Source organism: Shewanella sp. S23-S33, from assembly GCF_043359565.1.
GTDB lineage: Bacteria > Pseudomonadota > Gammaproteobacteria > Enterobacterales > Shewanellaceae > Shewanella > Shewanella oncorhynchi.
This window is the reverse complement of sequence record NZ_JBHFFD010000052.1, coordinates 202,084-225,708: the sequence shown is the minus strand read 5'-3', so window position 1 is coordinate 225,708 and position 23,625 is coordinate 202,084. Positions and strand designations below refer to the sequence as shown.

At 45.0% G+C, this 23,625-nt stretch carries 22 protein-coding genes; 13 read left to right on the top strand and 9 right to left on the bottom strand.

Going from position 1 to position 23,625, the window contains the following annotated elements:
- The 5 genes from ACHA99_RS14610 to pyrC form a co-directional block, all read right to left on the bottom strand.
- Window positions 1–2,055, bottom strand: coding sequence for a hypothetical protein (locus ACHA99_RS14610; RefSeq protein WP_393943462.1), 2,055 nt, complete (start codon window positions 2,053–2,055; stop codon window positions 1–3).
- A 240-nt stretch (window positions 2,056–2,295) separates the two neighbouring features.
- Complete coding sequence (gene murI / locus ACHA99_RS14605) at window positions 2,296–3,108, bottom strand: glutamate racemase (RefSeq protein WP_393943460.1); 813 nt, start codon at window positions 3,106–3,108, stop codon at window positions 2,296–2,298.
- Window positions 3,109–3,997: 889 nt separating this feature from the next.
- Window positions 3,998–4,840: a toxin-antitoxin system YwqK family antitoxin gene (locus ACHA99_RS14600; RefSeq protein ID WP_393943458.1), complete on the bottom strand. Its 843-nt coding sequence runs from the start codon at window positions 4,838–4,840 to the stop codon at window positions 3,998–4,000.
- Window positions 4,841–5,140: 300 nt separating this feature from the next.
- Window positions 5,141–6,187, bottom strand: coding sequence for a hypothetical protein (locus ACHA99_RS14595; protein ID WP_393943456.1), 1,047 nt, complete (start codon window positions 6,185–6,187; stop codon window positions 5,141–5,143).
- Between the two features lie 131 nt (window positions 6,188–6,318).
- Window positions 6,319–7,350: a dihydroorotase gene (gene pyrC / locus ACHA99_RS14590; protein ID WP_263172748.1), complete on the bottom strand. Its 1,032-nt coding sequence runs from the start codon at window positions 7,348–7,350 to the stop codon at window positions 6,319–6,321.
- A gap of 377 nt (window positions 7,351–7,727) precedes the next feature.
- Here pyrC and ACHA99_RS14585 point away from each other — a divergent pair, with 377 nt between their 5' ends.
- The 10 genes from ACHA99_RS14585 (at window position 7,728) to ACHA99_RS14540 (ending at window position 18,001) form a co-directional block, all read left to right on the top strand.
- A complete protein-coding gene (locus ACHA99_RS14585) occupies window positions 7,728–8,990 on the top strand; it encodes an efflux RND transporter periplasmic adaptor subunit (protein ID WP_113941198.1) in 1,263 nt (420 codons plus the stop codon).
- Window positions 8,991–9,099: 109 nt separating this feature from the next.
- Window positions 9,100–9,363 carry a hypothetical protein gene (locus ACHA99_RS14580; RefSeq protein ID WP_105251637.1) on the top strand — a complete coding sequence of 88 codons (264 nt, stop codon included), beginning with the start codon at window positions 9,100–9,102 and terminating at the stop codon, window positions 9,361–9,363.
- Window positions 9,364–9,461: 98 nt separating this feature from the next.
- Window positions 9,462–10,211: an ABC transporter ATP-binding protein gene (locus tag ACHA99_RS14575; RefSeq protein ID WP_028761691.1), complete on the top strand. Its 750-nt coding sequence runs from the start codon at window positions 9,462–9,464 to the stop codon at window positions 10,209–10,211.
- An 11-nt stretch (window positions 10,212–10,222) separates the two neighbouring features.
- On the top strand, window positions 10,223–11,533 hold the full coding sequence (locus tag ACHA99_RS14570) for an ABC transporter permease (protein ID WP_393943452.1): 1,311 nt from the start codon (window positions 10,223–10,225) through the stop codon (window positions 11,531–11,533).
- A 10-nt stretch (window positions 11,534–11,543) separates the two neighbouring features.
- A complete protein-coding gene (locus ACHA99_RS14565; RefSeq protein WP_286991573.1) occupies window positions 11,544–12,743 on the top strand; it encodes an FtsX-like permease family protein in 1,200 nt (399 codons plus the stop codon).
- A 123-nt stretch (window positions 12,744–12,866) separates the two neighbouring features.
- On the top strand, window positions 12,867–14,345 hold the full coding sequence (locus ACHA99_RS14560; RefSeq protein ID WP_393943450.1) for a sigma-54-dependent transcriptional regulator: 1,479 nt from the start codon (window positions 12,867–12,869) through the stop codon (window positions 14,343–14,345).
- Between the two features lie 46 nt (window positions 14,346–14,391).
- Window positions 14,392–16,080: an ATP-binding protein gene (locus ACHA99_RS14555; RefSeq protein ID WP_393943448.1), complete on the top strand. Its 1,689-nt coding sequence runs from the start codon at window positions 14,392–14,394 to the stop codon at window positions 16,078–16,080.
- Window positions 16,081–16,378: 298 nt separating this feature from the next.
- Window positions 16,379–16,789, top strand: a complete 411-nt coding sequence (locus ACHA99_RS14550) for a curli production assembly/transport protein CsgE (protein ID WP_131523186.1) — start codon at window positions 16,379–16,381, stop codon at window positions 16,787–16,789.
- Window positions 16,790–16,799: 10 nt separating this feature from the next.
- Window positions 16,800–17,195, top strand: a complete 396-nt coding sequence (locus tag ACHA99_RS14545; protein WP_393943446.1) for a curli assembly protein CsgF — start codon at window positions 16,800–16,802, stop codon at window positions 17,193–17,195.
- Window positions 17,195–18,001 (top strand): CsgG/HfaB family protein, encoded by an 807-nt coding sequence (locus ACHA99_RS14540; RefSeq protein ID WP_393943443.1) that lies wholly within the window; start codon window positions 17,195–17,197, stop codon window positions 17,999–18,001. The genes ACHA99_RS14545 and ACHA99_RS14540 overlap by 1 nt, the downstream gene beginning before the upstream one ends.
- Before the next feature lie 147 nt (window positions 18,002–18,148).
- Here ACHA99_RS14540 and ACHA99_RS14535 read toward each other — a convergent pair whose 3' ends face one another.
- Together ACHA99_RS14535 and ACHA99_RS14530 are read right to left on the bottom strand one after the other, a co-directional pair.
- Window positions 18,149–18,754 carry a TetR/AcrR family transcriptional regulator gene (locus ACHA99_RS14535; RefSeq protein ID WP_393943441.1) on the bottom strand — a complete coding sequence of 202 codons (606 nt, stop codon included), beginning with the start codon at window positions 18,752–18,754 and terminating at the stop codon, window positions 18,149–18,151.
- Between the two features lie 17 nt (window positions 18,755–18,771).
- Window positions 18,772–20,196 (bottom strand): coniferyl aldehyde dehydrogenase, encoded by a 1,425-nt coding sequence (locus ACHA99_RS14530; protein ID WP_393943439.1) that lies wholly within the window; start codon window positions 20,194–20,196, stop codon window positions 18,772–18,774.
- Window positions 20,197–20,423: 227 nt separating this feature from the next.
- Here ACHA99_RS14530 and ACHA99_RS14525 point away from each other — a divergent pair, with 227 nt between their 5' ends.
- From ACHA99_RS14525 to ACHA99_RS14515, 3 genes are all read left to right on the top strand, one after another.
- Window positions 20,424–20,807 carry an STAS/SEC14 domain-containing protein gene (locus tag ACHA99_RS14525; RefSeq protein WP_028761699.1) on the top strand — a complete coding sequence of 128 codons (384 nt, stop codon included), beginning with the start codon at window positions 20,424–20,426 and terminating at the stop codon, window positions 20,805–20,807.
- Window positions 20,808–20,915: 108 nt separating this feature from the next.
- On the top strand, window positions 20,916–21,347 hold the full coding sequence (locus tag ACHA99_RS14520; RefSeq protein ID WP_028761700.1) for a universal stress protein: 432 nt from the start codon (window positions 20,916–20,918) through the stop codon (window positions 21,345–21,347).
- A 171-nt stretch (window positions 21,348–21,518) separates the two neighbouring features.
- The gene (locus ACHA99_RS14515; protein WP_028761701.1) at window positions 21,519–21,956 is read left to right on the top strand and encodes a universal stress protein; all 438 of its coding nucleotides are present in this window, start codon (window positions 21,519–21,521) and stop codon (window positions 21,954–21,956) included.
- A 15-nt stretch (window positions 21,957–21,971) separates the two neighbouring features.
- On the opposite strand, the gene ACHA99_RS14510 is transcribed toward ACHA99_RS14515, so the two are convergent.
- Both ACHA99_RS14510 and ACHA99_RS14505 read right to left on the bottom strand, forming a co-directional pair.
- Entirely contained in the window at window positions 21,972–22,829 is an 858-nt protein-coding gene (locus ACHA99_RS14510; protein ID WP_173497470.1) for an ABC transporter substrate-binding protein, read from the bottom strand.
- Between the two features lie 151 nt (window positions 22,830–22,980).
- A complete protein-coding gene (locus ACHA99_RS14505; RefSeq protein ID WP_173243159.1) occupies window positions 22,981–23,532 on the bottom strand; it encodes a DUF924 family protein in 552 nt (183 codons plus the stop codon).
- Window positions 23,533–23,625 lie beyond the last annotated feature (93 nt).

Here is a 23,625-nt window from a genome sequence, read left to right as displayed (position 1 = left end):
TTACCTTTCTGTAATCGCATAACTGCCATCTGTGTTATAGCGGATGATAAACCCCTTTTTCTCACCATCGTGGTAATACTTCAGGGACAGTAATCGATCCTTGTTATCGATTTCATATGTCCAGCCACGTTGCTCATTGTCGCTGTAATTGGACAGTGAATAACCGCCATCCTTCTTGTAGCGGATGCTGATTTGACTGTTTTGCCCCTGTTCATTATTTTGCAGCTTTTGGACATGTCCCTCTTCATCGAATTCATATTCTTTGATGAGGTTGCCATGATGGTAGTCAGAAAATTTGTATAATTTTCCTTTACTATCATAATAATATTGTTCCCCATGCTTAATTGACGGCGTATTTCTAAAGGGGGGATTCAGTATGTCCTTACAGTCATTGCTATAGGGATTTTCTCGCATTATGCACTCGTCCTGAGAGGGCTTGACGGGCAAGGTTTCGTCATATTCATAATGACTTAACTCCATAAGCCTATGATTGTGGTTAGGATCAAAAATCGCCTGCATGCCATGGTACTCACCTTTGCGATAGTGCCTAATGCCACTGGCAACATCCTGTGCTGAGTACCAAATACTCTGACCATCGAGCAGGCCCTGCTTATAATGCTTATTGGCAAAGAGCACATTTTCATCGCTGATTAGTTTTTCTCCACCTTCGCGTAATCCATTGAGATAAGTCACTTCGATCCGTGATTTCTTGTCAGTTTTAAATACCCAAGGGCCAGTGCGCTTGCCATCAAGGTAAGCCCCGTTACCCACATAGTTGCGGTATTCGCCAAGCGAGACTTTATCTACCCAAGGGCCATGTTTAATGCCGTTTTGATAGTGACCTTTATTGCCATTGCTCTCAAGCCATTCACCGTCTTTGACACCATTGCGATAAATGCCTTTTTCAGACAATCGCTTATCACCTGTGTCTGCGCCATATTCGGGCTCATAGATTTCATAGGGGCCATCGAGTACTCCTTGATTGTAATGGGCAAAACCGTAGTTATCTGCCTCATCGAACATGGACTGTGCAATCCATTTACCTTGCTTTTTACCGTCAAGATATTCACCTTCCCAATAGCTTGCTTGGCCGTCAGCCTCCATCCATTTACCGACTTTTTTGCCTTGTTTGTACTGACCATTCAACATGATATTGGCATTACGGTTATCGTAGGCGATATAGGGGCCATCGAGCACACCTTGGGCATAATGACTTTCAAGCGCAAGTCCAGCCCAAGATCCACCGAGATTCATATAATCATAAGCTGGGCCCGTTTTTGGGATCTCACCCTCACCGCTGTTTAGCCAGTCCACATCATCGGCTTCAAAGACAACGCTCACCAACACAAAACTGCCCTGTTGTTCGCGATAATCATTGCGATAAAAGTGGGTCACTAAACTGTATTGATGCTCGCGGCCTTGGGCATCTTTATCTTTGCGGGTGAGGGGATAACGTAATTTATATTCGTCCGCGGTTTTCACATCGGCGGGTAAACCTTTAGCATTGCGATAGCCGATTAAGGTTGGTTTGAGCTTGGTTGATCCATCGATAATCGCTTTAATGGCAGGATCTTCAATCGCCTCAACATCATAGGTCATGCGATATTGCTGCGGCGGAATTTGGTTTAACACTTTGCGGGTGTCGCTGACGGTAAATGATGATAACGTCGGGGCGACTTCATCCAGCACAACTTGAAGGCGTGGCAGCTTAGTGAGTTTTGAATCCTCAAAACCATAACCCCGTAAATGCTGGCCATCAGCATCTTTAAGCATGACCACGACTTCTTTGTCGCCACCCTTATCAAAGTCATAGTAAAAAACGGCCACAATTTCAGCCGCACCATAATCATCAAGATGTACGCCGGGCGCATCGCCGTCGGACATTTCGCTCCACACTTGATTGTCTTTTTGGTGAAAATTAAGCCATTGGCCATTCGGTAAATCGACAGTGGGATGGACGGCTTTGCCCGCAGCGCTTGCCGCAGGAATAACCGTTAAAGAGGATAACAACACCATGCCCGCTGCAGTGAATAAACTGCGAATCGAAAGTTCCATTTAACTACACCTTTTATACCGATAACTTGCGCTTCATGCGCACCAGTAAACGGGCCGAATTTTATGCGAAGACAAGCACTTCAGGAAGTAGCTGATACAAAAAAGGCCGCAATAGCGGCCTGTTAAGACCCAACATTTAACAATCAGCGATGGTATATAGCATTTGTTTCGTGGTGTTTTTTAGGGTAATCATTTAGATTTCTTTGAAAACGGTTTTTAAAAGAAAATGAGCTAAAAATATTACAATAACAGCGGCTTAAATTTAATTGAGCACTGAAGCAGTGCTTCAATTTTGCTTTGTTTCGCTTGTTCTGAATCTACATTCCCAGTGGTGTAAAACGTTATTTCTGGATCGAGTATCGGGCTACACGCTTGGTGTTCGATTTTCAACAATGAGTGCGTTCGATTAGCAATGGCTAATCCAGAATCAATGACGGTAACGTGGTGGGGAAGGGCATTTTTGATTTCTGCATTGATAAGTGGAAAGTGAGTACAAGCCAGCACTAATACATCGGTATTAAACGCATCGGGTTTGCTAAAAATACGCTGAATTTCCTGAGTTACAATGTCGGGATCAAACCCATTGCCGAGAAGTTTTTGCTCTGAGGCGAGAACCAGCACTTCAGAGTCTTCTACTAAAACCTTACATTCTGTGGCGAAATTCGTGATCAGCATCTTCACATAAGCTGAGTTCACCGTGGTGTGAGTGCCAAGTACCATCACTACCTTTGATTTTGATAACGAAGCGGCAGGTTTTATCGCAGGGACAACGCCGACAATAGGTATATTGAGTTCAGTACGAAGTAAGTCTAGCGCAATGGTACTCGCTGTATTGCAGGCGATAACGATGATATCGGGTTGAGTCAGTGAGCTTGCTTTGGATATAACGTCTAAAATTCGCTTTTTTAGTATATCGTGCGGCTTTTTTCCGTACGGGAAAAAGCCAGCGTCAGAGACGTAACTCAGCCGTATGTTGGGGATTCTCTTTTTTATTTCGGCCGCGACAGTTAGTCCACCTGAACCTGAATCAAAAACTAATATTGAGCTATCCATTGCACCTACCTTCACATAATCAACACATTTAATTTTGCCATAGACACAGGAGTGTTAGTCGAATTGGCATACGGCTTCAAGAGGCGCATTTTGCTCTTTCAGCCTATTTTGATCAATGAGGATATGTTTGGTTAAGACTTTTTCGTAAACAAAAAATCTTTTGGTGAGTTAATGCAATTTACCGCAGGGTGAGATCATGAATACTCAGTTTTGTCAGCAGTTTAGTTGGGATGCCAACTTAATCCTTCGTGTGTTTGTAAATATTGCTGGAGCTTTAATTCCGCATATCCATTCAGCACTATCATTCCAGTGACACGCAGCAAGTCCGTCCCTTGATGCTCGAGCATGGAATCTGCTGTATTAGGACATAATAATGTCGCGATCACATGGATGTGAATAAGCGCCCATGCCACGGATGGTCACTTCCATGATGGTGCTTAATTTGGGTTAATCCCTGTGTATGTCAGATGGTTGATTCTTAAAAAATTCATGGCTGTCCGCTTTTTTTTACTGCCATGCGTGGTAATACGTAGTTCAAGGCCGATCTGAGTTGGGCAATAGAATTTATTACCCGCAGCAAGCAGTCAAAAACAAAGCACGACAATAGCTTAGAGGTGATATGGGCACATTTAGATGCTTAAGGTACAGGCTATGAACAATGGATGTCTTGATAATATTGATAATAAAGCAGAAAAAGAGTTATGGGAGTCCTGACTTTCGCTTATATGCTCAATGCCTAGCCGAGCAAGTCGAGTTTAGTGACCAAAAGAAATCGAGCTTGGATGAAAACCGCATTTCTTGAAAAGATATTAATGGCTGGGCTTGCCAAGGCGGACAAAATATGAACATTCACGCGATTACCCTGGGAACCAGACGAGATAAGTCTGGTTCAGTGAATTGCAGATTTAAATTTTATTTTTTTTACCATGATTAATTGACCATCTTTATAAATCTCTTCAGATGCTAATTGCCCATCGTCACAATAGCTTTTAAGGACTCCTTCTAATAAGTCATTTTTATAAGTCCCTTCCTCCATCAATTGACCACTTTCATAATATCGCTTATATGGACCTTCTTTTAGATTATTTTCAATAGTTGCATCACAATTGACCTTTCCATTTTCATAATAATGTATAGAGTGGCCATTTTCCAAACCACTTTTATACGTCATCTCCCACCACAACTGACCACTTTCATAATAATATCTAGAAAGGCCTTCCTGCTTACCATCCTTACAGAAAACCACTCCCCACAATTGACCATTTTCATAATATGATTCACAAATTCCTTCTGGAAGTCCATTTTTCTTAGTTCCTTTTCTCAATATCCTCCCACTTTCATAATATCTATTATAAGGACCATCTTCTAATCCATTATTATAATTCCCTACAAGCCTTACAGCGCCATTTTTATAAAATATCTTGTAAGGGCCTTCTTCTAATCCATTTCTATAACTTCCTTCCTTCTCCACTCCGCCATTTTCATAATATTTTTTGTAAGGGCCTTCTTCCAACCCATTTTTATAAGATCCTTCGAACAATAGCAAACCATCTTCATCATATGTTTTAAAAGGACCGTCTTCTAGACCATTTCTATAAGTTATTTCCCTATATCCGTCACAATCATCACTTTCATAATACCTTTTACTTTTCCCAGTAAAAGGTATTTGTGTATCTATTTCATAATAGATCCCATTTATATTTTGCAATTGATTAAAATCTATTTCCTTCATCGATAACTCCTTTTTATCTATAATTCTCAATGCTCTCACACTTACCATCGGTGTTTTTCAAGGTAGTAGGCACTCCTTGCTCAAATATTATGCTTCAAGCTGAGCTTGCACTAAGGCCTCGGGTGTCGCTATTTTTGCGGTTAAATTGCTCAAAGATGATTCCTTACTGAAATGAATTAGCTCGAAATGGATTGCTGTGTCGGGAGGGAAAGAGCGCTTGTCGTCGCGCTACTCTCATCGCGCTCATTATCATCGCCATGACTGCTTTCTTTCCCTCTAATATTTTCTCAGTTAAGTACACTATTCCAATAGCTTAAGCTGTATTTTTCCCCATTGGGTGGCATAGGGCATGGCTTCTTGCGGGCTGAGGATAAACTCATTTTCACAGCCATCGCCGCGGGGCGTTTCCCAGAATTTGATCCCCTTTGGCTCAAGGGTGAGCTGGTAATATCCCGAGCCGTCTGATGTGGGGCATTCTGCGTCCGGTGCTTTGCCAGTAAACAATTTGTCTCTTAATGCTGGGGGTAAAGGATGACTCATACCCACGAGCATACTTCGTGGTTGCGTATCGGCGAGAAACCACTGCCACGGGTGGAAAGGTTTGCCGTCGGTAAGGGAGAAACTCACAAATTCTTGGCTGATACCATTGGCGCCATAACCTGCAGCCCAGCGATATAGGCGCACACTGAGCCAATGCTGATTAATAAAAATCGGTTCGGCAAAGGTTTCGTCAGTTACAAAACTGCCCATTTGTGCCAGCATTCTGCGGCGAGTGTCAAAGGTTTGTGCTAGTTGGACTTCATCGGTGAGCTTATGTTCAAGCCATTGATTAATTGCCAATATACCCGTTTGTGGGCCTTTAAATTCGATACCTACATCTGTGCCAAACGTCAGCGGGCGATACTCAATATTTTCGTAGCTTTGCCATTTACCTCGGCTGAGTTTTGGCGTGGTTTCTAGCGGTAGATTGTAAGCATCGGCACTACAATCCTCGACCTTATCTGGGCTGATTTCTCGCTCAAGTTGCACTGGTAACGATTTACTCGCGGTATCTTTAAACCAATGGCCGCTCAGTTTTTGTGACGTGACACTATCAAACTGCCAATTTCCGGTATTGCTTTCTTCTTTCCACAGTTCATCTTGCTGCTCGAGTCTTATCGGCGTTAAGTAGCGTTGATAGTAATAACTGCCTGTTCCATATTGATTAAAACAAATTCTGACCTTGCTTTTACCTAACTGTCCCTGCCAGATCCCTGTGAGTTCATTGGCCGCAAAGGTCGGTAAAGAGATCGTGGCGGTCAGCAACAGGCTTGAAGATAAAACGGAGAATAACATCCTTGTGGGCATACTGATTTTCTCTTAAAAGGTGATAAGTAAGGGCCGTATTCTAAGCGCAGGATACTGACCGATTGTGGATTAAAAATCAAAATCTGATAAAAAAGTCGCCCGTAGGCGACTTGATGTTAAAGACTTAAGGCTTACTCAACTTGCCAATCAATGGCTTCTCCAGCACGAATAGGCACGACGTTAGTATCGCCAAGCGGGTAAGTTGCAGGAACATCCCATGACTTTTTGACCAGCGTGATGGTATCGGTATTGCGTGGTAGATGGTAAAAGTCAGGGCCGTTAAAGCTTGCGAACGCTTCGAGTTTATCCAGCGCATTGACCGACTCAAATGCTTCGGCATACAGCTCAATGGCGGCATGAGCAGTGTAGGAGCCCGCGCAGCCACAGGCCGCTTCTTTCTTATCCTTGGCGTGTGGCGCTGAATCTGTACCGAGGAAAAACTTCTTGCTGCCGCTTGCCGCTGCACCTAACAACGCCTGCTGGTGGGTGTTGCGTTTTAAAATCGGCAGGCAGTAAAAATGCGGACGAATACCGCCAGCCAGCATGTGGTTGCGGTTATACAGCAAATGGTGGGCTGTGATAGTCGCGGCCACATTGTCTGAGGCTTGAGTGACAAAATCGACCGCATCTTTGGTGGTGATATGCTCAAGCACGATTTTAAGCGCGGGGAAATCGGCGACAATTTTACTGAGGATATTTTCAATAAAGACACGCTCGCGGTCGAAAATATCAATGGCTGAATCTGTAACTTCACCGTGGACTAAAAACAGCATGCCGACTTCTTGCATGGTTTGGAGTACGGGATAGATGTTTTTAACATCGGTTACGCCGGAATCTGAGTTAGTCGTCGCGCCCGCTGGGTAGAGTTTAGCGGCAACAATTTTACCCGAAGCTTTAGCCTTGCGGATTTCATCTGGGCTGGTTTTGTCGGTTAAATACAACACCATCAAAGGTTCGAATTGTGAGCCCGCGGGCACCTGCGCTTTAATGCGATCGTAATAGGCCAGTGCGGTTTCGGTATCGATAGCGGGGGGCACTAAGTTTGGCATCACGATGGCGCGGCCCATATAGCGGCTGATATCGCGTACTGTATCTTTAAGCTGGGCGCCGTCTCTTAAGTGAATATGCCAGTCGTCTGGGCGAGTGATTGTTATTGTAGTCATAGGGTTTGGTCTTTTGATCGTTTTTGCTGCGAGGGTGGCGGGATCTTATGTGGCAAGGATTTTACTGTAAAGGGAAACTCGGCTGTTTCGGCCAATAAATCTGTTAGGACATGTAATTGAAGCGCTTAGCCGCATGGCCCGTACTATGTCACTGTTTTTAGCATCGGACACTTTTGATTAATCTGCTGCGGACACTTTTCGATTTAAACCCCAGTGTCCGCGGACACTTCTATCAACAAACTTAATTTAACGTTTTGAATAATAATGTTTTTACTGATTTGGCATAGGCTTTGCTTTCTCTGTGATATAGATGTCCAAATAGTGTCCGTTGATTGCGCTCCGGCACTGATGATTCCAACAGGGAAGCGAGTAAAGCCATGATTAAAGATACTAGCGGCCAAGATACAGTACTTGTGCCATCTACCTCTAAACGTCTTAAGTTACCGCTGATCATTGGCGGTTGCGCCTTATTAGTCAGCGCCTTAGTTTGGGCGAGCTTAGGCACTGATAGCGTGAGCAAATCTTTAAGCCGCAGCGACATCACTACCGCAAAACTCTTCGTTGGAACGTTAACCCGCGATGTGGCGACCACAGGTAAAATCGTGGCGGCCAATGCGCCTATTTTGTATAGCACAGAGGAAGGTACTGTGACCCTGCTCAGCAATCCTGGCGATACTGTTAATAAGGGCGATGTGGTCGCCAAACTCGATAGTCCAAGACTCACTAATCAGCTAGAGCAAGCCAAGTCCCTATTAGCGGGTATGGAGAGTGCATTAGAGCGCGCTAAGTTGGATGCAAGACGCGATCAATTACAAGCTTATCAAACCTTAGATATCGCAACGGTCGATCTTGAAGCGGCGGATAGGGAAAGTCGACGCGGAGAGGAGCTGATTCAAAGTCAGCTTATTGGCCAGATTGATTATGAAAAGGGCAAAGATGATTTACACAAAGCCAAGCTGAAGTTTAAGCATGCAGAGCAAGAAGTTGCGTTAACGAAAGATACGTTAACCTTTGAAATTAAAAATAAAGCCCTAGAAGTTGAGCGTCAAACTCTCGCGGTGCGTGAATTAGAACGTCAAGTCGATGCCTTGAATATTGTTGCACCTGTTAACGGTATTATCGGTAACTGGATTACCGAGCAGAAAACCCGTCTTAGCGCTAACCAACCGATTTTAACCGTCGTGGATTTAAGCGCCTATGAGGCTGAGTTAGCCGTGCCTGAGTCCTATGCGGATGATCTGGGTTTAGGCATGGAAGTCGAGTTGAGTTTTGGCAGTATTAAGTTAATGGGCAAGTTATCGTCGATTTCCCCTGAAGTGCGTAACCGTGAAGTGACCGCTAGGGTGCAATTTGACCAAAGCGACAGCCTAACACTGCGCCAGAATCAACGTATCTCGGCCCGAGTGTTATTAGAGCACAGACCCAATGTTCTTATGGTAAAACGCGGCGCCTTTATGACCAGCGGTGGGGGTAATGTGGCTTATCAAATCGAGGGCGATTTAGCCAGTCGTCGTGAGGTTAAGCTCGGCAGTACTAGCCTGAGCCAAGTCGAAGTGCTTGATGGTGGCAAAGCCGGAGATGAGTGGGTTATTTCAAGTGTCGACCCCTTTAATCACGCCGAACAGGTCAGAATTCATTGATGACCGATATTCGTAAATTATTAAACAACCAATCTGATGAATTTAACAGCGCAGTGATCAAGGTGAATGACGAAACCTGCTGCGACATGGATAAGAATAGGAGCCGGATATGCGTGATAAACAATTTGATATCAGCATGTTGATGTCATCCAAAGTGTTTGGAGTACTAGCCTTATTATTACTGGTGGTTGCGGTGGAACTAAGTATCGGTGAGGCCAATAGCTGGTTTTTCCTCGGACTCAATTTGTTGGAATGGAGTAATCCTTTGGATGAGTTTCGCCAAGTGGGTGAGGTTTCAACCGAAACTGCCAACCTTATGCTGGGCGCTTTTATGTGGTTTTTAGAGTGTGTCGTTGAGCCATTCTTTGGCTGATAAAGGTGTGCTGATTACGGTCGTACATGAGTCGATGCCTAAGGTGTAGACGCAGAGTCTAGGCGCAAAATAGATTTGATTATTTAAAGGAAATGAACATGTTATCAATGAAGAATGTGAGCAAGGTTTTTAAAACGGATTTAGTAGAAACCCACGCCCTGCGCGATTTTAACCTAGAGGTGAACGAAGGCGAATTTGTCGCAGTCACAGGTCCTTCTGGCTCGGGTAAAACCACCTTTTTAAATATTGCAGGTTTACTCGAAGGTTTTACCCACGGCGACTATTTTCTCGATGGGATTAACGTGTCTAACTTGAGCGATAACAAGAGCGCCACTATCCGGAATGAAAAAATTGGCTTTATTTTCCAAGGTTTTAACTTAATTCCCGATCTTAACTTAGCTGAGAATATTGAAGTGCCGCTGCGCTATCGTGGTTTTAATGCCAAGGAGCGTCAACGTCGTGTACAAGAGGCATTAGAGCAAGTGGGCTTAGCTTCACGGCTTAAACATTTACCTACTCAGTTGTCGGGTGGACAACAACAAAGGGTGGCGATTGCTCGTGCTTTGGCGGGGGAGCCACGTTTCCTACTCGCCGACGAACCTACGGGAAACCTCGACAGCCTAATGGCACGTCAAGTGATGGAATTACTCGAAAATATCAATCAAGCGGGCACGACCATTATTATGGTGACGCACGATCCTGAACTCGCTCGCCGCGCCCAACGCAACATTCAAATTGTTGATGGTCAAGTGTGTGACTTTACTATGTATCATCAAGGTCATCGCCATGTCAGTGACATCACTGCTGCGACTGACATCGACAAACTTGTCGCCAACGCCGACCGTTAAGGATATGCATTATGTTCTTTTATTATGTTGATTTAGCTTGGCGCAGCATTAAGAAAACCCCAGTGCTGTCGCTGTTGATGGTGTTGGCGATTTCGATTGGTATTGGTATCACGATTACTACGTTAAACGTGTACAAGATGATGTCATTTAATCCCGCGGGTGAACGCTCTGATGAGTTAAATGCGGTACAGCTTTGGAGCCAAGGCCCTGATTCTTGGGATGAGTTAAACTCGTTAGTGACTTACCAAGACGCGATGAATCTGCGCAACAATACTTTACCTAAACGCCAAGCTGCGATGTTTCGCACTGGGATGGCAGTGCAAACGGAGGATGCCAATTTTGCGCCTATTTTAGAAAGCATTCGGGTGACGGACAGTGACTTTTTTAAGCTGTTTGACGTGCCATTTTTGTACGGTAATGCGTGGGATAAATCCGTCGACACTGAACCTGCTTATCAAGTGGTGATTAACGTTAAACTCAATCAAAAGTTGTTTGCGGGTCAAAACAGTGTTGGCAAAGTTATCTATCTTAATCGTAAACCTTATCAAGTGGTTGGGGTGATTGATGCTTGGGATCCTAAGCCTAAATATTATGATCCCACTAACGGTGCCTTTAACGACACGGAACAAATTTTTGTACCGTTTTCGCTGACACCTATCGAAGAGTTTGATGTATGGGGTAACACGTCGGGTTGGAAGTTTGAGACGATGAATAGTTACAGTGATCGCCTTAACTCTGAAAAAGTGTGGCTGCTGTATTGGGTTGAGTTACCAAATAAAGACGCAGTCGCCAGTTACCGTTCTTGGCTCAGCAATTATGTGGCGGAGCAAAAAGCCCTAGGCCGTTTTACGGATAATAAATCTGCCGCTGACTCAGTCAAAGTATCCGATGTGGCAACTTGGCTTGAATACAATCATGTGGTGCCCGAAGACAATAAAATCTTGGTTGGCTTGAGTGCGCTGTTTTTAAGTGTTTGTTTAGTCAATATATTAGGTTTAATGCTGACAAAGTTCCTCAAGCGCGCGCCCGAGGTGGGTGTACGCCGCGCTATTGGTGCTAGCCGTGGTCAAATCTTCGCTCAATATATGGTGGAAGTGGGCATGATTGGCTTATTCGGTGGTTTGCTTGGACTGGCTTGGGCCTACGCTTCGCTTTATGGGTTATCGGCCCAGTTTGAGGTCGCGAAGGGCTTAACCCATTTATCGGCGAGTATGTGGATTATCACCCCAAGTATTGCGGTAGGCACAGCCTTGTTGGCTGGCTTGTATCCCGCATGGGTGGTGTGTCGCACTAAACCTAGCGTTTATCTTAAAAGCCAGTAAGGGACTCATTATGTTGCATATTAAACCTATTCTCAGCAGTTTATTGCGCAGTAAAAGCGGTCCAGTCTTACTGCTTATTCAGATTATCCTGTCTGTGGCGATTGTGGCGAATGCGAGCTTTATTATTCAAGAGCGTTTAGCCCTGATGCAGCGTGATTCGGGGATTAAAGAGTCAGAAGTCTTGACCTTTAGCTTGTTCAACTTCGATCCATTGATTGATAAAACCGCGCAAAACAAAATTGATCAGCAAATTTTGCGGGGGCTAGCCAATGTGATTGATGCGACCTCAACCAATATGTTGCCGTTAAGCGGTGGCGGCTGGTCGAGCACGTTAAATCTGGGCCCCGACCCAGATAGCGCTAAATCGACACCGCAATTTGCCATGTATTTAGGGACAGATCACACCATTGAGACCTTAGGCATTAAGCTGATTGAGGGACGTAACTTTTACCCCCATGAACTTAAGGATAACCTCGATAGCCCTAGCCGATTAGCGATCATCTCCAGTGTGTTAGCCAAAGCCATTTGGCCTGATGAATCCGCACTTGGTAAAGTGTTGTACGAGGGCAAGGATGCGCAGATCACTGTGATTGGCGTAGTCGAAAAACTGCAAGGCGCGTGGATTGACAGTTCTAGCCTTGAAAATAGCGTGATTCAAAATGTGGATTATGGCAGCAGTTCTTACATGGTACGGGCCAAACCTGAGTTTCACGCCGAGCTTAAAGACACGATAAAAAAAGCGCTGCTGGCCGAGAATCCAAACCGAGTGCTCGATGGCTTTAAGTCAATCGAGGCCTTAAAAGATAGTTCATATCGCGATCATAAATTGATGATTACTGTGTTAACTATGATGGTGGTGTTGTTATTGCTTATCACCTCGCTCGGTTTAACGGGCATGGTGATGTTTAATATCCAGCGCCGCACTAAGCAGATAGGTACCCGCCGTGCATTGGGGGCTAAAAAACGCGATATTATCAGTTACTTCCTGGTGGAAAACTATTTGATTTGCTTAGCGGGAGGCGTGTTGGGCGGCTTGTTAGCGATACAGTTAGGCCAACAGTTAATGAAAATCTATAGCTTGCCTATGTTGGACTTAAGCTACCCACTAATTACTGTGGCAGGTTTATTTATTGTCACCACGTTAGCGGTTTACTTACCGGCGCGTAAGGCGGCAAATATTTCGCCAGCAACCGCAACTCGCAGCGTATAGCGGAATATTTGATGTTACTCAAGGTACGATAAAAGCTCGACAAAAGTGCGATAACAATAGGATGTTATTGCACTTTTTGTTACTTTACGGTTAACAGTTTTACTTAGGACAACACTCACACTTATGGATACTATCCTTATCGTCGATGACAATCATGCCATCTGCCAAGCCCTAGGTTTGATGCTAGAACTCAATGATTATCGGGTGCTGATTTGCCATAGCCCAGAGGACGCCCTTGGGTTATTGACGACGCAAGATGTGGATTTAGTGATCCAAGATATGAACTTTACCCGAGATACCACCTCGGGTGAGGAAGGTCGGCAGCTGTTTTACGCCCTGCGCGAACGCCAAGGGGATTTGCCGATTATTTTGATGACGGCGTGGACGCAACTCGAAACGGCAGTTGAATTAGTCAAAGCGGGCGCTGCCGATTATATGGGCAAACCTTGGGATGACGCTAAGCTACTCAATAGCATCACTAATCTGATTGCGCTTTATAAACTCTCCCGTGCTAACCACCGCTTGGAGCGAGTGAATCATCAACGCCAAGTGGCGATCGCCGATGCGGATCTCTGCGGTATTGTCTTTGGCAGCGGTGCTATGCAGCGTTGCATTGATTTAGCCTTGCAACTGGCGCGCTCCGATGTGTCGGTCTTGATCACTGGCCCCAATGGCGCGGGTAAAGACAAGCTTGCCGATATTCTCCACGCCAATTCACCCTTAAAAATCAAACCTTTTATTAAGGTCAATGTCGGCGCCTTGCCGATGGACTTATTAGAGGCCGAGCTGTTTGGTGCCGAGGCGGGCGCTTTTACGGGCGCAACTAAAGCACGTATTGGCCGTTTTGAAGCGGCCGACGGCGGCACGCTGTTTTTAGATGAAATTGGCAATTTACCTTTGTCTGGTCAAGTGAAATTATTGCGGGTGTTACAAACCGGCGAATTTGAACGCTTAGGAAGCCATAAAACCCAGAAAGTAAAAGTGCGGGTGATCAGTGCGACCAATGCTGATCTGGCCCAAGATATCGCCGAAGGGCGATTCCGTGAGGATTTGTTTTACCGCTTAAACGTGATTGAACTGGCATTGCCACCGCTGAATCAACGCACCGATGACATTTTACCTTTAGTGCAGCATTTTATTGGCAGCGATTTTAGCTTGAGTAAACCTGCGTTGCAGGCGTTATTACAGCACCGCTGGCCGGGAAATGTGCGCGAGCTTGAAAACGCCTGTAAGCGAGCCGTATTGTTGGCGCAAAGCCATGTGTTGACGGAAGCTGACTTTGGTTTGGCGACTGTTGCGAGTGTTATAAAATCGGCTTCCAGTGTTTCAGCTGTATCTGAGTCGCGGCTATCTGGCTTGAGACACTCTGATCCTCTGCCTGTTTATTCGCCCGCTTCCATCCCCGTAAATACCGCATTTTATCATGAGTCTGTTCGTGCCCAAGTGTCAGATGCTAATGAGGCGATAGACGTGAGCCGAGAAGAAATTGAAGCGGCGCTAAAACAGTATCATGGCGTAATTGCTCGTGTAGCAAAAGCGCTTGGACTCAGTCGCCAAGCGTTGTATCGGCGGATGGACAAGTTTGGTTTAGATAAGTCATAGGCTAAGTGCAGATGCTAGGGTAAAGGCTATCGATTAAGGAATCTGAGTGTTAATTCGAACTAAACTTATTATTTTTTCAATGGCTTGCTGCGCCTTTGGCGTCTTGCTGAGTTTTGCCTTGGTCAAGTATATCTCACCCGATGCTTCGTCTGTTGCCACGTCTAACACGATTGAAATCCCTGATGTGAATGTGCAACTGGATTTTGCAGAGCTTGAGAAAACGGTCGCCTCCATCGAACTCGCCCTTAACAATAGTGAGCAATTGCAGGAGGCTGCGGCGATGCAAGCGCACCAGAGGGCCGAGCAGATTAAGGCCGAGCTGCAAAAGCTTGAACAACTTAAACAAGAGCAGTTACAAATAAAACTCTTCAAGTTAGAACAACTTAAAGAAGGGCTGTTTAATTCTATTCCTCATGTGGTTGAGCCTTTACGTGTAGAACCGCTATCCATTTTACCGCCCAAAGCACCTGTATCTCCTGCGATATCCGCAGAGATAGCTAAGGGAGAGCGTGTCTCTAGTTTGACCTTAGGTGAAGGTTTGATCGTGTTGCTTCTCGCTTGTGCTGTCTGTGGTTTAGGTATTGCTTGGTTGACTCGACATCTCGGCCGCAGTTTAGATTCCCTTGAAGTCGGCTTGCTAAATTTTAGTGATAATGACTTTAGTGTGAGTATTCCTGAACATGGCGAAGGTCAGCTCAAAACCTTAGCGCAGTTATTTAACCATTCGGCGGCAAAATTGCGCCAAGAAAGGCAGTACATTTACCAGCGGGAGTTATTACTGGATAAGGTGATTCAAAGTTCTCCCAATGTGATGTTGTTACTGGACGATCATCAGCGGCTCATTTACGCCAATGATGCGGCGCGTCACCTATTCCATAAAAAGGGCAGAATGGAAGGCTTAAGCCTAGATGAATTACTGGTGGATTTGCCCGAAGTATTGGCCTTAGCGCTTAAACATGAAAAGAACGGACTCTTCGCCATGGGTGAAGATGATGTGGAAACTTGGTATTTAAGTCGCGGCCAATTTTTATTGAATAACCAACAGCATAACTTGATTTTGCTCAAGCAGATGACCCGCGAGCTCAATCGTCAAGAGGTGGCAGTATGGAAAAAAGTCATCCGCATTATTAGCCATGAACTCAATAACTCAGTCGCGCCCATCGCCTCTATGGTGAACTCCGGCCGACTGCTCACCAAAGATATCGATAATCCGAAGTTAACTTTGATTTTCGATACTATCGAGAATCGCACCAGTCATCTAAGCCAGTTTATCTTCAACTATGCCCGTTTTGCTAAGTTGCCGCTCCCGCAACGGCGTCAGGTGAATTGGACGCAATTTACTGCCCAGTTAACTCAGCATTATCCCTTTAAACTTACTTATGAGTTACCTGAGGTCGATGGCTATTTCGACCAAGGACAGATGGAGCAAGTGCTCCTCAATTTACTTAAAAACGCCCATGAATCTGGCTCAAACCCCGAGGATGTCACTCTATCGATTCGGTATCAAACCTTAGTGGATGGTGGAGGTTTTAGTATTGTGATTGAGGATCGCGGCGCAGGTATGTCTGGTGAAGTATTAGAGCAGGCGCTACTGCCGTTTTACTCAACAAAACAATCGGGTACAGGCTTAGGTTTACCTTTGTGCCGTGAAATTATCGAAGCCCACGATGGCAGTATTAGCATGCATAATCGCAGTGACGGTGGCCTGTTGGTTCGACTATGGTTACCACAATAATGCTAGCGTTTTGAATTAACACCGTAATGCGACTCTTAAGTCGCATTTTTATTGCTTATCTTATCCGCTTGTTTAAAGCATAACTCCTATCCTCAACTGCCTCTTGGCGTATTAGCCAAATGGGCTATTTTTGCCTTTTTACCTTAGCTCTTCGGGCTAATTTGCCCCCCAGCGTAATGACGGGAGATCTTTAACCCTGTTAACCTGTTTTATCGAAAATTTGCGTTAAAACTCACCTTGTTCTAACAGAGGTTAGCGCGGTTTTTAAGGTTCGATTAAAAAGGTTAAGGAGGGATAAGTGAAACAGTTAAAACAGCGTCTGCTTACTTACGTTTTATGTCCATTCCTGCTGCTGGCTTCCCCTATCACTATTGCCGATAACGACATTGAAATTAGTGGCTTAGTAATAGATAGAACCTTGACTCGGTTTGGTAAGGACTTTGGCTTTTACTACTCAAGCTATTGGCGCGAATTGCCCTTTACCCAAGGCTTTAACGTCACTCTATATGAGACAGTGTTTCCACAGGCTGGAACCGTTTTAACCTTAGAGGTAAACGGGACTCGGATTTACACCACCCATTTTGGTCGTCGTGCAAATCCGATTAAAGAGAGCGCAGAGCAGGCGATTTTGCTTACGATTGATTATTTAGCGCAAGTCAGAGCCAATGCAATAACAGGTGATTTTTCAGGAACATCGGACGACTTTTAGGATAATAATAATGACATACAGGACGTTACTTGCTCTTGTCACGCTATGTGTGGCAAGCAGTGGCCAAGCCACTGAGTTGATTTATACGCCAGTGAATCCCAGCTTTGGCGGCAATCCACAAAATGGGGCTTTTCTATTAAATAAAGCCCAAGCCCAGAATGACAATAAATCTACCTCGACCGAGAAGGACTTTGTCACCCGTTTTAAAGAATCCCTAGAGCGTAATCTTATCAATTCTATTACCCGAGGGATTGCTGATGGTGAAATCACCGACGGTGACTATAATACTGGCGATTTTCGTATAGAAATTAACTCTATAGGGGATAAAGTTATACTGACTATCACTAATATTGCCACGAATGAAGTGACAATAATTGAAATGTCAGCATTTGGAGGTGGCAACTAATGGCCCGTCTAGTGTTAGTGAGTTTATTACTGTTAAGTGTGTCGGCTTGTAGCCTGATCTCCAAACCCGATTTAAATATCACGGCTGCAGAGGTTAACCCCTTGAGTGAGGTGATGCATGGGCTGCAAACTCAACCTGGACCTAAGTTTCCTATCCCTGTGGCCGTGTATTCCTTTCGCGATCAAACTGGCCAATATAAGCCGCAGGCTAACGTGAGTTCGTTTTCGACCGCGGTGACTCAGGGCGCAACATCGATGTTGATGCAGACTTTGCTCGACTCTAAATGGTTTACACCCGTTGAGCGTGAAGGGCTACAAAATTTGCTTACCGAGCGTAAGATCAGCAACAAGCAGAGCGGTACTAAGGGCGATGAAGTGCCCGTATTATCCACCGCCAGATTGTTACTCGAAGGCGGGGTGATTAGTTATGAGACCAACACTAGCACAGGTGGTAGCGGTGTCGAATACTATGGTATTGGTGCCTCTGAAATGTACCGTGAAGATCTGGTGACCATTTATCTACGCGCCGTGGATGTACACACAGGTAAGGTCATGATGTCGGTCTCAACCAGCAAACGAGTCTTGTCCCAAGAAATGCGTGCGGGTTTGTTCCGTTACACGAGTTTAAATCGACTCGCTGAGGCTGAAGTCGGTTTTACTACCAATGAGCCAGTGCAATTTTGCGTGTTACAAGCCATTGAATTGGCAGTCGCTGAGCTGATTGATAAGGGTATCAAACAAGGCTACTGGAGCCCAACTCAAGTGGCGCAACCAGCAGAAAAAGCCCAGGAGTTGAGTCAGGGCTAGGTGCCTGAAAGTCGGTATTAGATGCTAGAGCAAAGCAGGCTTCTGCTTTAGCACTTAGTCGCGATAGCGAAAAAGAAAACCGAGCCAGTTAAGCTGACTCGGTTTTTTATTGCGGTTATTGCAGCAGTCAGTTGATATTAGGCTATTTTAGTCCGCTTGCATGGCCTTCCAAAACAGTTCAAAACTGGCATCACGGTATGTTTTATCTGTCCCCAAGTGCGGGTTATCGATAAAGAATCGAGTTGCTGCTAGATATTGGCCGTGGCAGTTTTCTAGCATCAATTCCACTGGATAATGGGCGATTAGCCCCATCATTTGTCCCTGCTTAATGAGTTCGCTAATAAAGCCTAAGATGCTATTCATCGCTTGATCGCGCACCTTAGCTGCAATCATGGGTGACATTGAATATTGCTGAAAAAACAGTTGTTTGACAGGGTTATCCAGCGACCAATCTATCGCACTTTGCCATAGTTGTAGGGCATTGTGCTTAAGATCGCTGCCCTTATGGGTGTTTAACAGTAAGGCATCGGCAAATTCTTGTTTTATGTTAAGAAACAAAGATTCCATCAAGGCTTCCTTAGAAGGGAAGTGATGGAACAAGGTGCCCGTTGCTACACCTGCTTGTTTCGCAATCGAGGCGGTAGACGTGCCATGAAATCCTTGGCTGACAAAGAGCGCTAAGGCAGTATCGAGAATAGCTTGGCGTTTATCTGTCATGGTTTTAATGGGTTGTGTTGTTGATGGTTTATTCAAGATTTATCCCCCAATGACTAGCGCAAAAATAGCTTCATTAAGATGCGCTGGATAAAAGTGCCATAGGGCGGGTGCACAAATTTGCCTGTGTTGAATCGGCCACGGCTGAGTACCGTTTTAGCGTGGCTGAAGGTCAGAAAGCCTTCCTTGCCATGGTAATGCCCCATGCCCGACGGGCCTATTCCGCCAAAGGGCGCATCGTCGGCGGCGACATGAAACACGGTTTCGTTAATGCACACACCGCCAGAATGGGTCTGCTGGAGGATCTTTTGCTGAGTTGGCTCATCGAAACTCATCACATAAAGCGCTAAGGGTCTGGCTCTGTGGTTGATGTACTGAATCGCTTCATCTAAGGTGTCGTAGCTAATAATCGGTAACAATGGGCCAAAAATTTCCTCCTGCATCAATAGCATCTCTTCACTGGTGTGAGTTATCAACTGAGTTGCGAGTTTACGATGTTGGCTATCTATGGCTTCGTCAGTTGCTGAAATAACACGGGCACCTTTTGCTTTGGCGTCTTCGAGCACTGTCATCAAGCGGTCAAACTGACGTGTATTAATGATGCTGCCATAGTCCTTATTGTGGTTAATGGTGCCGTACATGGCCTTAAACTTAGCTTGGTAGGCGGCGATAAAGTCATCCACCTTGGTTTTAGGGCAAAGCACATAATCAGGGGCGACGCAGATTTGTCCGGCATTCAAACACTTACCGTAAATCATTCGTTCTACTGCTATCTCAAGCGGCATATCGGGGGCGATAATCACAGGCGATTTACCACCCAATTCGAGTGTTACAGGGGTGAGGTTATTCGCTGCGGCGCGCATCACATGGCGGCCGACTGTGGTCGAGCCTGTAAAGAGTAAATGATCGAATGGCAGGGCAGAAAATTGGGCAGCAATGTCCGCCTCACCTTCAACAACCGCCACGTGGGATTCATCGAAGACTTGTGCCAATAACTGTTTGATCACTTGGTTGGTCGCTGGGGTAAATTCTGACATTTTGAGCATGGCATGATTACCCGCGGCAATAGCAGTCACTAGCGGGCCAATTGACAGCATGACGGGGAAATTCCACGGCACGATAATACCGATCACCCCCAAAGGTTGATAATGCACTGTGACTTTGGCGGGTGCGAGTAAGATGCCCGCATGGCGAGCGCTGGGCTTGAGCCATTTTTTGAGGTTTTTCAAGCTGTAATTGATGTTGTTGATGACAGGCATAATGTCTGAGATCAGGCTGTCATCAATCGATCTATGGCCGTAGTCTTGGCTTAAGGCTTCGACTAAGGGTGTTTGAAATTGCAGTATGGCCGCCTTAAGTCGAGTTAATTGCTCCACTCGCGTAGCGTAATTAGGATTCGGCGCCGCTAAATAACTGCTGCGTTGGCGTTGGAGCAACTGAGTCAGTGGCGAAGTATTAAGGTGTTCGGTGGCCATATTCATAGTGGTTGCTCCAAGGGAAATGGTAGGCTGAGTCTTATTTCGGTACTTTATTTAAGTAATCGTCTCGATTGAGTCGTTTATTAAATCAATACCGACTGATTAGTCGGTTTATCCTAACTTGCTTAGTGAGATGGTGCAAGGTATCTGGTGTATTTTTGAGCAAGATCACGGCTTGTTGTGGCGTTAGCTTTTACACTAAATCAAGGGTTGTTACATAAGGAGTATGTATGGCATTGTTAAAGCACGGAATTTCGATTGGTATTGAGCGTTATGGTGATGATGATTTTTTCGTTACCTTTAAAGCTATCGGTACCTTAACTCATCAAGACTACGAAATGATGGTGCCTGTGTTGGAGTCTGCATTAGCTGGGGTGAAAGATCCTGATATCTTTGCCTTGGTAGATGTCACCGAGTTGGAAGGCTTGGAACTACAGGCCGCTTGGGACGATCTCAAACTTGGGGTGAAGCATATTCGTCATTTCGAGAAAATAGCTATCGTCGGTAAGACGACTTTGCAGGAAGTGTTGGCTAAATTGGCAAACTGGTTTACGCCTGCTGAGGTAAGGTTTTTTGTTGATAATGGCGATGCTGTTGCTTGGCTAAGAGACTAAGGTTGTGAGATGAAGTTTGTGGTCTGCCAATGCGCTAAATCGGGCGTTATAGCAGCACAGTAAAGATTCACCCAGCAATCCATTCGCGCCATAGAAGGAGTACAAATTATGCGTACAGGTCAAATACTCTGGCCCACAGATTTTTCGGAAACTGCGGCCCATGCACTGAGTTATGCCATTGAAATGGCTAATCTATACCATGTAGGGCTAAAAATCTTACATGTGGTTGAACAGCCGATCGGTGATGAAAACTTTATGATTCTATCTATTACCCCTGAAGAGCTTGCTAAAAGCATGGAGGAAGCGGCGGCAACTAAAATGCGAGCACTATTGGATGGATTGAATACTGAGCTTCCTATCACTACCTTGATCCGCCGTGGCGATCCTGTCTATCAAATTTTAGAAGAGGCCAACAGTAAAGACATTGGCATGGTAGTAATTGCTAGCCATGGCCGAACTGGGATTTCGCATTTTTTACACACCAATGTCTCAGAAGCGGTGGCGAATGGTGCAGCTTGTCCTGTGCTTGTGGTTAAGTAACTGGCTTTGACTCTATAAATCCAAAGGGCGCTTATAGCGTCCTTTCTTTTTGATTGATAAAGAATAATTAATTGAAATGGGTACGCAAGAAGCATAGCAAACTGCTATAAAATAGTGGTATTTTGGCCTTAATAATTAGCTTAATTAAAAACTCAAATGATGGATAAGCTTATGCGTACTCAAGAAGTGTTATGCCCTACGGATTTTTCATCCACTGCGGCCCATGCGTTAAAATATGCGGTTGAAATGGCAAATGTTTATCAAGTCGATATTCGGTTGTTGCATGTGACTAGCCCTGCCCGTGGCGCCCATTGTTATGGTATTGCGGTCGATATTCCCGCTACATTGGAAAATGAACTCAAAGCTTTCGTTGATGCAAAAATGCAAAGTTTGCAGCAGGAAATGCAGCAGAACCTTACCGAAGGGCTCAATATTAAGTTAGTCGTGCGCCATGGTGATGCTATTGATGAGATTTTAGCGGAAGCCGTTGATGTGGGCATGGTGGTTATCGCTAGTCATGGTAGCAGCGGTTTAGCTGACTTTTTAAAACCCCACGTTACACAGGATATTGTTAAGTATGCTAAGTGCCCGGTGTTGGTGGTGAAATAACACTATGGGATAAGTTTAGTAGGAATCATTTTTGATCATTTTAGGTTCTGTTAACTTAGTCGACGCCTCTGCTTCATTGTCAAATGACATCAGGCGTCGATACTTTTCCTGCAGAGCCACTAAGCTGCCATCTTGGGTAATTTGTTTGAGTCCCGCATTAAAATCATCCCGAATTTGTTCACTGAGAAACGCGAACTTGTATTCTGTAGGTGGGAATATTTGGTGGCAAATCGCCTGTTGTTTTAAGTCTTTCTCAGTCAGTTTGCCCTCAAGATAGGCCTGCTTTAAGTAGTATTTGAAAATATTTTTATCCATCACAACGACATCGGCCCTGCGCTTCATCAGCATATAAACCTGCTGCACTTGCCTCGCTTGTTCTTGGTAGCCGCTATTGGTCTTAACCATGTTGGCAAACTCTTCCCCCAGTAACGATGATGCACGTTGAAAGGCGACGACTTGTTTGTTGTTTAAATCGTTTATGCTATTGATGTTAAATTGATTGCTTTCTAGGCTAATGGCGCAGTTTTGGTAGGTTATCGCAACGTTTGAATAAAAAACGTTGTTAATCATTCCTTCTTTGATGTTGATGATGCCATCGAGTTTACCCTCCCTGAGTTCATGGAAAGTGCGCGCCAGTGGTAAGTAGTGGATAGAAGCTGTATGGCCTTTAACGGCGAGGGCTTGGTTAAGTAATTCGAGTTCGATCCCGCTATTTGTTGCTTGGATGACATAGGGCGGGATAGACAGGCTGACGCCTATCTTAATTTCAGCTGCTTGGCCGAGCTGAGCGCCGCATAGGATGAGTAACCCCATCAATTTGTAGCGGTTACGACGAGCCACTGAGCTACTTGGCTTATTTAGTTTATGCGCCATAAGTTACCAACACCTCCGCGGTATACACTTGTAACTGTGTTTGATACTCGCCAAGTCATTCCATGACTTTCTTGAGTAAGTGTAGTGTGTCTGTGAACTCAGCACGGCTTTATTTATCAAATACACATTAACGCTTTAACCTATTACAGGCTCAAAAGGATGAGCCCGGTTCAGTTAGAAAAGCAATTTCCTCCGCAGTAGACTCCCTGCCTAAGATAATATTTCTATGTGGATAGCGGCCAAACCTGTCGATAATCACTTTATGGCGCAGTTCAAACGTTAGGTTTGTTATCGCAGCTTCGCGATTAAACAGTTTTACTGCTACTTGGTGAATGGTTGCCGATTCGCTGTGCATATAGGGCATAAATAGAAAAGGGACTTGTTTGGATTTTAGTGCGGTATCGACCCGTTGGGCAACGGCTTCTTGGGCGAGCACTAAGGCGATGGTATCAGCTTCGAAAGCGGCAGGCGTATCGCGGTAAATATTACGGGAAAATTGATCGAGCACTATTATCTCAGCCAATCGACCTTGAGGCGTGATTCGCCAATGTGAAAGTTCTCCCCGTTTAGCTTGAAGTAGTACACCTTCGAAGCGCTGTTTGATCTGGGTATCAAATTCAACATCTTTAATCCACCAGAGCTTTGGGTCAATGTCTTCAAACCAAAATGTCAGTATTTGGTCTGCTGTGATTGTCTGGCTCATTTTAGCCTTTCTTCATAGGTGTTGAGTGATATTAGAAATAACAGTTGTTGGGGGAGGATGACAAGTCGTTTCGTTTGATTTAAGTGCAGATTT